Raw genomic sequence first — 8,796 nt, forward strand, 5'->3', positions numbered from 1 at the left:
CAAACACTGATCAAGGGCGAGAACGGCATCGGCACCGTCCGCAAGACCACCCTCCCGGGTGGTCTGCGCGTGGTCACCGAGACCCTGCCGTCCGTGCGTTCGGCCACCTTCGGCATCTGGGCGCACGTCGGCTCCCGCGACGAGTCCCCGGCCCTGAACGGCGCGACGCACTATCTGGAGCACCTGCTCTTCAAGGGCACGCACCGCCGCAGCGCCCTCGACATCTCCTCCGCGCTCGACGCGGTCGGCGGCGAGATGAACGCGTTCACGGCGAAGGAGTACACGTGCTACTACGCGCGCGTGCTCGACGCCGACCTTCCCCTCGCCATCGACGTCGTCTGCGACATGCTGACCGGTTCCCTCATCCTCGAAGAGGACGTCGACGTAGAGCGCGGCGCGATCCTCGAAGAGATCGCGATGACGGAGGACGACCCGGGCGACTGCGTGCACGACCTGTTTGCGCACACGATGCTCGGCGACACCCCGCTCGGCCGCCCCGTCCTGGGCACCGTCGACACGGTCAACGCCCTGACCGCCGATCGCATCCGCCGCTTCTACAAGAAGCACTACGACCCGACCCACCTCGTGGTCGCGTGCGCCGGCAACATCGACCACCACAAGGTCGTACGGCAGGTGCGCGCCGCCTTCGAGAAGGCCGGCGCCCTCACGCGGGGCGACGCCACCCCCGTCGCCCCGCGCGCCGGCCGCCGCGCCATCCGCACCGCGGGCCGCGTCGAACTGCTCGCCCGCAGGACGGAGCAGGCGCACGTCGTCCTCGGGATGCCCGGCCTGTCCCGTACCGACGAGCGCCGCTGGGCCCTCGGCGTGCTGAACACGGCACTGGGCGGCGGCATGTCGTCCCGTCTGTTCCAGGAGGTCCGGGAGAAGCGCGGCCTGGCCTACAGCGTGTACTCGTACACGTCGGGCTTCGCCGACTGCGGCCTCTTCGGCGTCTACGCGGGCTGCCGTCCCAGCCAGGTGCACGACGTGCTGAAGATCTGCCGGGACGAGCTGGACCACGTCGCCGAGCACGGCCTGTCCGACGACGAGATCGCCCGCGCCATCGGCCAGCTCAGGGGCTCCACGGTCCTGGGGCTGGAGGACACGGGCGCGCTGATGAACCGTATCGGCAAGAGCGAGCTGTGCTGGGGCGAGCAGATGTCCGTGGACGGCATGCTGGCCCGGATAGCCGCGGTCACCCCGGACGACGTGCGGTCCGTGGCCCGGGACCTCCTGGGACAGCGGCCCTCGCTGTCGGTCATCGGCCCGCTCAGGGACAGGCAGGCGGCCCGTCTGCACGACGCGGTCGCGTAGGCCCTCGACAAGCTCGACAAGTACGACCAAGGAATCAACAACATGAGCAAGCTGCGCGTGGCGGTCCTCGGCGCCAAGGGCCGGATCGGTTCGGAGGCGGTACGGGCGGTGGAAGCCGCCGAGGACCTGGAGCTGGTGGCCGCCCTCGGCAGCGGCGACAGGCTGGAGACGCTCGTCGAGACCGGCGCCCGGGTGGCGGTCGAGCTGACCACACCGGCCTCCGTGATGGGCAACCTCGACTTCTGCGTGCGGCACGGCATCCACGCCGTCGTCGGCACGACCGGCTGGACGGAGGAGCGCCTCGCGCACCTGAAGGGCCTGCTGGACCAGTCCCCGGAGACGGGCGTGCTGATCGCCCCGAACTTCTCCATCGGCGCCGTGCTGACCATGAAGTTCGCGGAGGCGGCGGCCCCGTACTTCGAGTCCGTGGAGGTCGTCGAGCTGCACCACCCGAACAAGGTGGACGCCCCCAGCGGCACCGCCACGCGCACCGCCCAGCTCATCGCCGCCGCACGGGAGCGGGCGGGCAGCGCCCCGCAGCCCGACGCCACGGTGACGGCCCTTGACGGCGCCCGCGGCGCCAACGTCGACGGCGTCCCGGTGCACGCGGTCCGCCTGCGCGGTCTGCTCGCCCACCAGGAGGTACTGCTGGGGGGCGAGGGGGAGACCCTCACCATCCGCCACGACTCACTGCACCACAGCAGCTTCATGCCGGGCATCCTGCTCGGCGTCCGCCGCATCGTGACCACCCCGGGCCTCACCTTCGGCCTGGAGCACTTCCTCGACCTGAAGTAGTCGGCATGCGCGCGAAGATCTCCTACGCTGTCACGGCCGCCGTCCTGGTCGTCTACTTCGGTCTGGTCGGCAGCCGTGGCGTGCTCCTGATCCAGAACGGAACCCCGGTCACCGTCACCTTCGGCATCGCGGTGCTGATCCTGCCGGTCATCGGCGTCTGGTTCCTCTGGAAGAACACACAGTTCGTGCGCAAGGCCAACCGGCTCGCCGCCGAGCTGGACGCCGAGGGCGGCCTGCCCGTCGACGAGCTGCGGCGCACCCCGGGCGGCCGGATCGACCGCGACTCGGCCGACGAGGTCTTCGCCAGGCGCAAGGCGGAGACGGAGGCGGCCCCGGACGACTGGCGAAGCTGGTTCCGGCTGGCGATCGCCTACCACGACGCCCGCGACACGCCTCGCGCCCGAAAGGCGATGCAGCGGGCGATCGCCCTGCACGACGGCAAGACGGCCGAGGCCTGAGCGGTACCGGACCGGGTACCGCGCATCGGGCCCCCGGTCCGCAGGACGCCGCGGGAGCACGAGGCCGCGGACGGGAGGGGCGCTTCAGCGGGTGCACGACGAGGGAGCCGTCCGCTCTCCGGCGCCATCGGCTTCCATCCAGGAGGCACCCGGTGGCTTCGGCGGCCCGGCCCCTCTCGTCGGACGTGTCAGACCCTGCGGTACTCCGCGGCCCATGCCTCGACCGTGTCCGCCGCGCGGTCGAAGGCTTGCGGACGGGCCAGGAAGTCCGCGTCGTGCGTGGTCAGCAGCGGCGGTGCGTCCTCGGGAGAACGGCTTCTGCGCACGAGGACCAGGGCCTGGCCCTGCACCGTGCGCGGCAGCCCGAGCCAGCGCACCGGCTGCTGCACCGTCCGTACCGTGACGACCTGCTTCCAGGGCACCGTACGCGTGCTGAAGAAGCCCGCGCGGCGCAGCCCGCGCGCGCTCACCCAGACACCCATGCGCAGCAGCCGCAGGGCGCCGGCGATGACGACGAGAGCGATGCCGAGGACCGTGCCGGCACCGGACGGCGTGCCCGTGAGCGCGATGATGACGGCCGCGAAGAGCACGTAGGAGGCGAGGAGCAGCAGCAGTGCGGCCGCGCCCACCCGCCAGGGGCCGGGGCGGTAGGGGCGCCGCCAGCGGTCGCGGTCGTCGTAGGGCAGCGGGAGATCGTCCGCCGCCGGGTCGGAAGCACGGTCGGCCGTCAGGAAGGGCAGGGGCACGGCTGATCCTCACTCGGTCCATGGGGCTGTGCCCGGTGAGGCTATCGAGCCGTGTCCGCGCTCACCACCCTCGGGGGGCCAAGGGGGTTCGAGAGGGCCGCCGCCGCCGTCGGCCCGGCTACGGAGCGACTCAGCGGCCGTGGGAGACGACGGAGTGCCTGGTCGTGGCGGGCGACTCGTGCGACATGGAGGGCAGGCCGATCACCAGGGCGCCCACGATCCCCGCGACGGCGGTGAGCCCCAGCAGCCACCGCCCGGCCGTCTCACCGGCGGACGCGCGTCGGCGGGGCGGGGGAGCGACATTGCTGCGGAACGAGTCGGCTTCGGCGAGGAAGGCGAACGGAACGGGCTCGCGCCGACGGGACATGGGGAGTGCTCCTCCTTCGAGGACCGTGGGATCCGGTATACGTGAAGAACGGCCGATGCGAACAAATGGCCGCCACCTACACAGACGCACGAGTATCGCAAAGAGTGCCCCCTTTCGACGATTTGGCGGACGTTCGCCGGTGAATGTCGCGGCCCGGCACCGATCGCCCCGTTGCCGGTGCCGGGCCGTAGAGTGGGCGCCGCCCGAGCTTGTGATGGGAAGGACCCCCTGCGCCGTGACCGACACCCCCGCCGACGACCTCAAGCCCAGCTTCCGCAGCGACGTCACCGTCGAGCTGGTCAAGCACAGCGCGGCCGACTCCGACGTCCTGTGGGCCGCCCGCGTCTCCACCGCCGGCGAGCAGTCCCTGGACGAGTTGACCAAGGACCCGGAGCGCTCCAAGGGCCTGATCAACTACCTGATGCGGGACCGGCACGGCAGCCCCTTCGAGCACAACTCGATGACGTTCTTCGTCAGCGCCCCGATCTTCGTCTTCCGCGAGTTCATGCGGCACCGCGTGGGCTGGTGCCTGGCGGGTGACACCGAGATCACCCTCGAGAGCGAAGCAGGCAGTCTTCGGCGGCGCACTATCGCCGAGCTGTACGAGCTCTGGCAGCTGGGCGTCGAGGACCGGCTCCCGCACTCCGCCGGAGGTGTCACCTGGCACGCCCGGGCGGGTAGGTGGACGGCTCAGGTCCGGCGCGGCGAGACCGATCACTACCTCGGCCTCTACGACAGCCGCGAGGCGGCCGAGTCCGCGGTCGCGGAGTTCCGCGAGCGGCACCCCGGCACTCGTCTCCGCAAGCTGGAGTCGGTACGTCGCAGCCATGTGCGCTGTTACGACGAGGAAACCCTGCTCGCCCGGCGTGCCAGGATCGTCGATGTGATCGAGTCCGGCGTGAAGTCGCTGATCAAGGTCACTACGGCTTCCGGGAAGGTGCTCCGCTGCACGGCCGATCACGCGGTGTTCACCCCCGACGGCTGGCGCAAGGCAGGTGAGCTTGCCGTGCGTGACGCCGTCATGGCGGCAGGCACCGCCCCGCGCCCGTCGCAGACGCTGATGCCGCCGAGCCTGCGACGCGGCATCGGCGTATGGACCTCCATGCAGCGACAGCGACTGATCAAGGAGACCGACACCTGTCATCTCTGTGGGCAGGACTTTCCTCGTGAACAGCTTGCCCTGGACCACGTGATTCCCGTCGCGGGCGACCTGACGCAGGCCCTCGATGAGAAGAACCTCGCCCCTGCCTGCGAGCCCTGCCACGCGGTCAAGAGTGCCGGGGAACAGACACTGGCCCAGAGCGGAGGCAAGGTCGCGACGGCCGTTCCGGACCTGATCATCGCGATCGAAGACGACGGTGAGGAGATGACGTATGACCTCTCCGTCGAAGGCCCCTGGCACAATTTCCTCGCGAACGGCGTCGTCGTGCACAACTCCTACAACGAGGAGTCGGGCCGCTACCGAGAGCTCCAGCCGGTCTTCTACGTCCCCGGGGAAGACCGCAAGCTCGTCCAGCAGGGCCGCCCAGGCAAGTACGAGTTCGTGCCGGGCACCGAGGCGCAGCACGAGATCATGCAGCGTTCGATGCAGGAGTCGTACATCCAGGCGTACGAGCGCTACCAGGACATGCTCGCGGCCGGCATCGCCCGCGAGGTCGCCCGTTCGGTCCTCCCGGTGGGCCTGTTCTCCTCGATGTACGCCACCTGCAACGCCCGCTCGCTGATGCACTTCCTCGGCCTGCGAACCCAGCACGAGCTGGCAAGGGTGCCCTCCTTCCCGCAGCGAGAGATCGAGATGGTGGGCGAGAGGATGGAGGCGGAGTGGGCCAGGCTCATGCCGCTCACGCACGCCGCCTTCAACGCCAACGGGCGCGTGGCCCCGTAGCACGCCCCCGCGCCCGGCCGAGGACAGATGTCCGGATCAGCCGAGTGAAGTGTCCGTATTGCGGCATTTCGAGAAGTTCATCTAGCCTGATCAAACGGACCCGGCACTGCCTGAACCCCCGAGCAGGCAGTGCCGGGTTCCATCTTTGTCCGGACTTTCGCCGCAACCCGAGGGAGGACCGCGCCCGGGGCAGCGAGTAGCGTGTTACCCATGGCTCCGACCTCCACTCCGCAGATCCCCTTCGGGCGGATCCTCACCGCCATGGTCACGCCCTTCACGGCGGACGGCGCACTCGACCTCGACGGCGCGCAGCGGCTCGCCACCCATCTGGTGGACGCAGGCAACGACGGCCTGATCATCAACGGCACCACCGGCGAGTCCCCGACCACCAGCGACGCGGAGAAATCGGACCTTGTACGAGCCGTTCTGGAAGCGGTCGGCGACCGCGCCCACGTTGTGGCCGGAGTCGGCACGAACGACACCCACCACAGCGTCGAGCTGGCGCGCGCGGCGCAGAAGACCGGAGCGCACGGCCTGCTGACCGTCACGCCGTACTACAACAAGCCCTCTCAGGAAGGTCTCTACCGGCACTTCAAGGCCATTGCCGACGCGACCGACCTGCCGGTCATGCTCTACGACATCCCGGGCCGCAGCGGCGTGCCGATCAACACGGAGACCATCGTCCGTCTCGCCGAGCATCCGCGGATCGTCGCCAACAAGGACGCCAAGGGCGACCTCGGCCGCGCCAGCTGGGCCATCGCGCGCTCCGGCCTCGCCTGGTACTCCGGTGACGACATGCTCAACCTGCCGCTGCTCTCCGTGGGCGCGGTCGGCTTCGTCTCTGTCGTCGGCCACGTCGTCACACCCGAGCTGCGCGCCATGGCCGACGCCTATGTGAGCGGTGACGTCCAGAAGGCGCTGGAGATCCACCAGAAGCTGCTCCCGGTCTTCACCGGCATGTTCCGCACCCAGGGCGTCATGACCACCAAGGCCGCGCTCGCCCTCCAGGGCCTGCCCGCCGGACCGCTGCGTCTGCCCATGGTCGAGCTCACGGCCGAGGAGACCGCCCAGCTCAAGATCGATCTTGCCGCCGGCGGGGTACAGCTCTGACATGGACTTCACAACTGAATAGGCAGGACACACGCGCCTGCACCCCACACCGACAACTGCTTTTGCACGAACGTCACGCGCGCCACGTGCCCTACAGGTACGTGGCGCGCGTGGTGAGGAGAGTCTTTTGAGTCATCCGCATCCTGAACTCGGCCCGCCGCCGAAGCTCCCCGAAGGCGGTCTGCGGGTCACCCCGCTCGGCGGCCTCGGCGAAATCGGCCGGAACATGACCGTCTTCGAGTACGGGGGCCGCCTGCTGATCGTCGACTGTGGAGTGCTCTTCCCCGAGGAGGAGCAGCCCGGAATCGACCTGATCCTGCCCGATTTCTCATCCATCCGCTCCCGCCTGGACGACGTCGAGGGCATCGTCCTCACGCACGGTCACGAGGACCACATCGGCGGCGTCCCGTACCTGCTGAGGGAGAAGCCCGACATCCCGCTGATCGGCTCCAAGCTGACCCTCGCCCTGATCGAGGCGAAGCTCCAGGAGCACCGCATCCGCCCGTACACGCTCGAGGTCGCCGAGGGCCGGCGCGAGCGCATCGGTCCCTTCGACTGCGAGTTCGTCGCGGTCAACCACTCCATTCCGGACGCTCTCGCGGTCGCCGTCCGCACCCCGGCCGGCATGGTCGTCCACACGGGCGACTTCAAGATGGACCAGCTGCCGCTGGACAACCGTCTGACGGACCTCCACGCGTTCGCACGACTGAGCGAAGAAGGCATCGACCTCCTCCTCGCCGATTCCACCAACGCCGAGGTCCCGGGCTTCACCCCGCACGAACGCGACATCTCCAACGTCCTGCGCCAGGTCTTCGCGGGTGCTCGCAAGCGGATCATCGTGGCGAGCTTCGCCAGCCATGTCCACCGCATCCAGCAGATCCTGGACGCGGCACACGAGTACGGCCGCCGGGTCGCCTTCGTCGGCCGCTCGATGGTCCGCAACATGGGCATCGCACGGGACCTGGGCTATCTGAAGGTGGCGCCGGGACTGGTGGTGGACGTCAAGACCCTGGACGACCTGCCGGACAGCGAGGTCGTCCTGGTCTGCACGGGCTCGCAGGGCGAGCCGATGGCGGCACTGTCGAGGATGGCGAACCGGGACCACCAGATCCGCATCGTCGAGGGCGACACCGTGATCCTCGCGTCGTCGCTCATCCCCGGCAACGAGAACGCGGTGTACCGCGTGATCAACGGCCTCACCCGCTGGGGTGCGAACGTCGTGCACAAGGGCAACGCCAAGGTGCACGTCTCGGGCCATGCGTCCGCGGGCGAACTGCTGTACTTCTACAACATCTGCCGGCCGAAGAACCTGATGCCGGTCCACGGCGAGTGGCGCCACCTGCGGGCGAACGCCGAGCTGGGCGCGCTGACGGGTGTGCCGCACGACCGCATCGTCATCGCCGAGGACGGCATCGCCGTCGACCTCGTCGAGGGCAAGGCCAGGATCTCCGGCAAGGTCCAGGCGGGCTACGTGTACGTCGACGGCCTCTCCGTCGGCGGCGTCGGCGAGCCCGCGCTCAAGGACCGGAAGATCCTCGGGGACGAGGGCATCATCTCGGTCTTCGTGGTGGTGGACTCGTCGACGGGCAAGATCACGGGCGGACCCCATGTCCATGCGCGTGGCTCGGGCATCGAGGACTCGGCCTTCAACGATGTGATCCCCAGGATCACGGAGACGCTCGAACGCTCGGCGCAGGACGGGGTCGTCGAACCCCACCAGATGCAGCAACTGGTGCGCCGGGTCCTGGGCAAGTGGGTCTCGGACACGTACCGGCGCAGGCCGATGATCCTGCCCGTGGTCGTGGAGGTCTGACACTCCGTCACGATGTCGCGTGGGTGAACTCGGAGCGGGGCACCTCGATTTGCATCGAGGCACCCCGCTCCAGTACGTTTACGGCTCCGCCACCAGGGGAACCCGGCGCAGACGAGCGTCCGGGACCCGACCCTGCGGGGCGGAAATCCCGACTCAGAACCTCTGATAAAGTCGGGATCGCCGGAAAGGGAAACGCGGAAGCGGGAACCTGGAAAGCGCCGAGGAAATCGGGTCGAGAGAGATCTGATAGAGTCGGAAACACCGAAGGGAAGCGCCCGGAGGAAAGCCGTGAGACTGGTTCTCGTGGT

At 69.3% G+C, this 8,796-nt stretch carries 7 protein-coding genes and 2 pseudogenes; 7 read left to right on the top strand and 2 right to left on the bottom strand.

All coding sequences use genetic code 11. The annotated features are described in order from the left end of the window. From ACFSL4_RS22090 to ACFSL4_RS22100, 3 genes are all read left to right on the top strand, one after another. On the top strand, positions 1–1,314 hold a 1,314-nt coding region (locus ACFSL4_RS22090), incomplete at its 5' end, for a M16 family metallopeptidase (RefSeq protein ID WP_381085571.1). 42 nt (positions 1,315–1,356) lie between these two features. Next, on the top strand, positions 1,357–2,109 hold the full coding sequence (gene dapB / locus ACFSL4_RS22095) for a 4-hydroxy-tetrahydrodipicolinate reductase (RefSeq protein ID WP_381085574.1): 753 nt from the start codon (positions 1,357–1,359) through the stop codon (positions 2,107–2,109). Between the two features lie 5 nt (positions 2,110–2,114). Next, the gene (locus ACFSL4_RS22100) at positions 2,115–2,567 is read left to right on the top strand and encodes a hypothetical protein (RefSeq protein WP_381085577.1); all 453 of its coding nucleotides are present in this window, start codon (positions 2,115–2,117) and stop codon (positions 2,565–2,567) included. Positions 2,568–2,755: 188 nt separating this feature from the next. On the opposite strand, the gene ACFSL4_RS22105 is transcribed toward ACFSL4_RS22100, so the two are convergent. Together ACFSL4_RS22105 and ACFSL4_RS22110 are read right to left on the bottom strand one after the other, a co-directional pair. Continuing rightward, positions 2,756–3,313 carry a hypothetical protein gene (locus tag ACFSL4_RS22105; RefSeq protein WP_381085579.1) on the bottom strand — a complete coding sequence of 186 codons (558 nt, stop codon included), beginning with the start codon at positions 3,311–3,313 and terminating at the stop codon, positions 2,756–2,758. A gap of 130 nt (positions 3,314–3,443) precedes the next feature. Further along, a complete protein-coding gene (locus ACFSL4_RS22110; RefSeq protein WP_381085582.1) occupies positions 3,444–3,680 on the bottom strand; it encodes a hypothetical protein in 237 nt (78 codons plus the stop codon). A gap of 235 nt (positions 3,681–3,915) precedes the next feature. Here ACFSL4_RS22110 and ACFSL4_RS22115 point away from each other — a divergent pair. The 4 genes and pseudogenes from ACFSL4_RS22115 to ACFSL4_RS22130 all read left to right on the top strand — a co-directional run. Further along, a pseudogene (locus ACFSL4_RS22115) lies at positions 3,916–5,112 on the top strand (FAD-dependent thymidylate synthase); the annotation flags it as partial. Positions 5,113–5,115: 3 nt separating this feature from the next. After that, a pseudogene (gene thyX, locus ACFSL4_RS22120) lies at positions 5,116–5,565 on the top strand (FAD-dependent thymidylate synthase); the annotation flags it as partial. 210 nt (positions 5,566–5,775) lie between these two features. Then, positions 5,776–6,675 carry a 4-hydroxy-tetrahydrodipicolinate synthase gene (gene dapA / locus ACFSL4_RS22125; protein WP_381085584.1) on the top strand — a complete coding sequence of 300 codons (900 nt, stop codon included), beginning with the start codon at positions 5,776–5,778 and terminating at the stop codon, positions 6,673–6,675. Between the two features lie 127 nt (positions 6,676–6,802). Beyond that, on the top strand, positions 6,803–8,488 hold the full coding sequence (locus tag ACFSL4_RS22130; protein ID WP_381085587.1) for a ribonuclease J: 1,686 nt from the start codon (positions 6,803–6,805) through the stop codon (positions 8,486–8,488). Positions 8,489–8,796 lie beyond the last annotated feature (308 nt).

The sequence above is a fragment of the Streptomyces caeni genome, from assembly GCF_042678285.1.
Taxonomy (GTDB): domain Bacteria; phylum Actinomycetota; class Actinomycetes; order Streptomycetales; family Streptomycetaceae; genus Streptomyces; species Streptomyces caeni.

What these genes read in the sequence shown, in the direction of transcription:
- ACFSL4_RS22110 (WP_381085582.1), bottom strand. Translation starts at nt 3,680, where the DNA reads ATGTCCCGTCGGCGCGAGCCCGTTCCGTTCGCCTTCCTCGCCGAAGCC.
- dapA (WP_381085584.1), top strand. Translation starts at nt 5,776, where the DNA reads ATGGCTCCGACCTCCACTCCGCAGATCCCCTTCGGGCGGATCCTCACC.
- dapB (WP_381085574.1), top strand. Translation starts at nt 1,357, where the DNA reads ATGAGCAAGCTGCGCGTGGCGGTCCTCGGCGCCAAGGGCCGGATCGGT.
- ACFSL4_RS22100 (WP_381085577.1), top strand. Translation starts at nt 2,115, where the DNA reads ATGCGCGCGAAGATCTCCTACGCTGTCACGGCCGCCGTCCTGGTCGTC.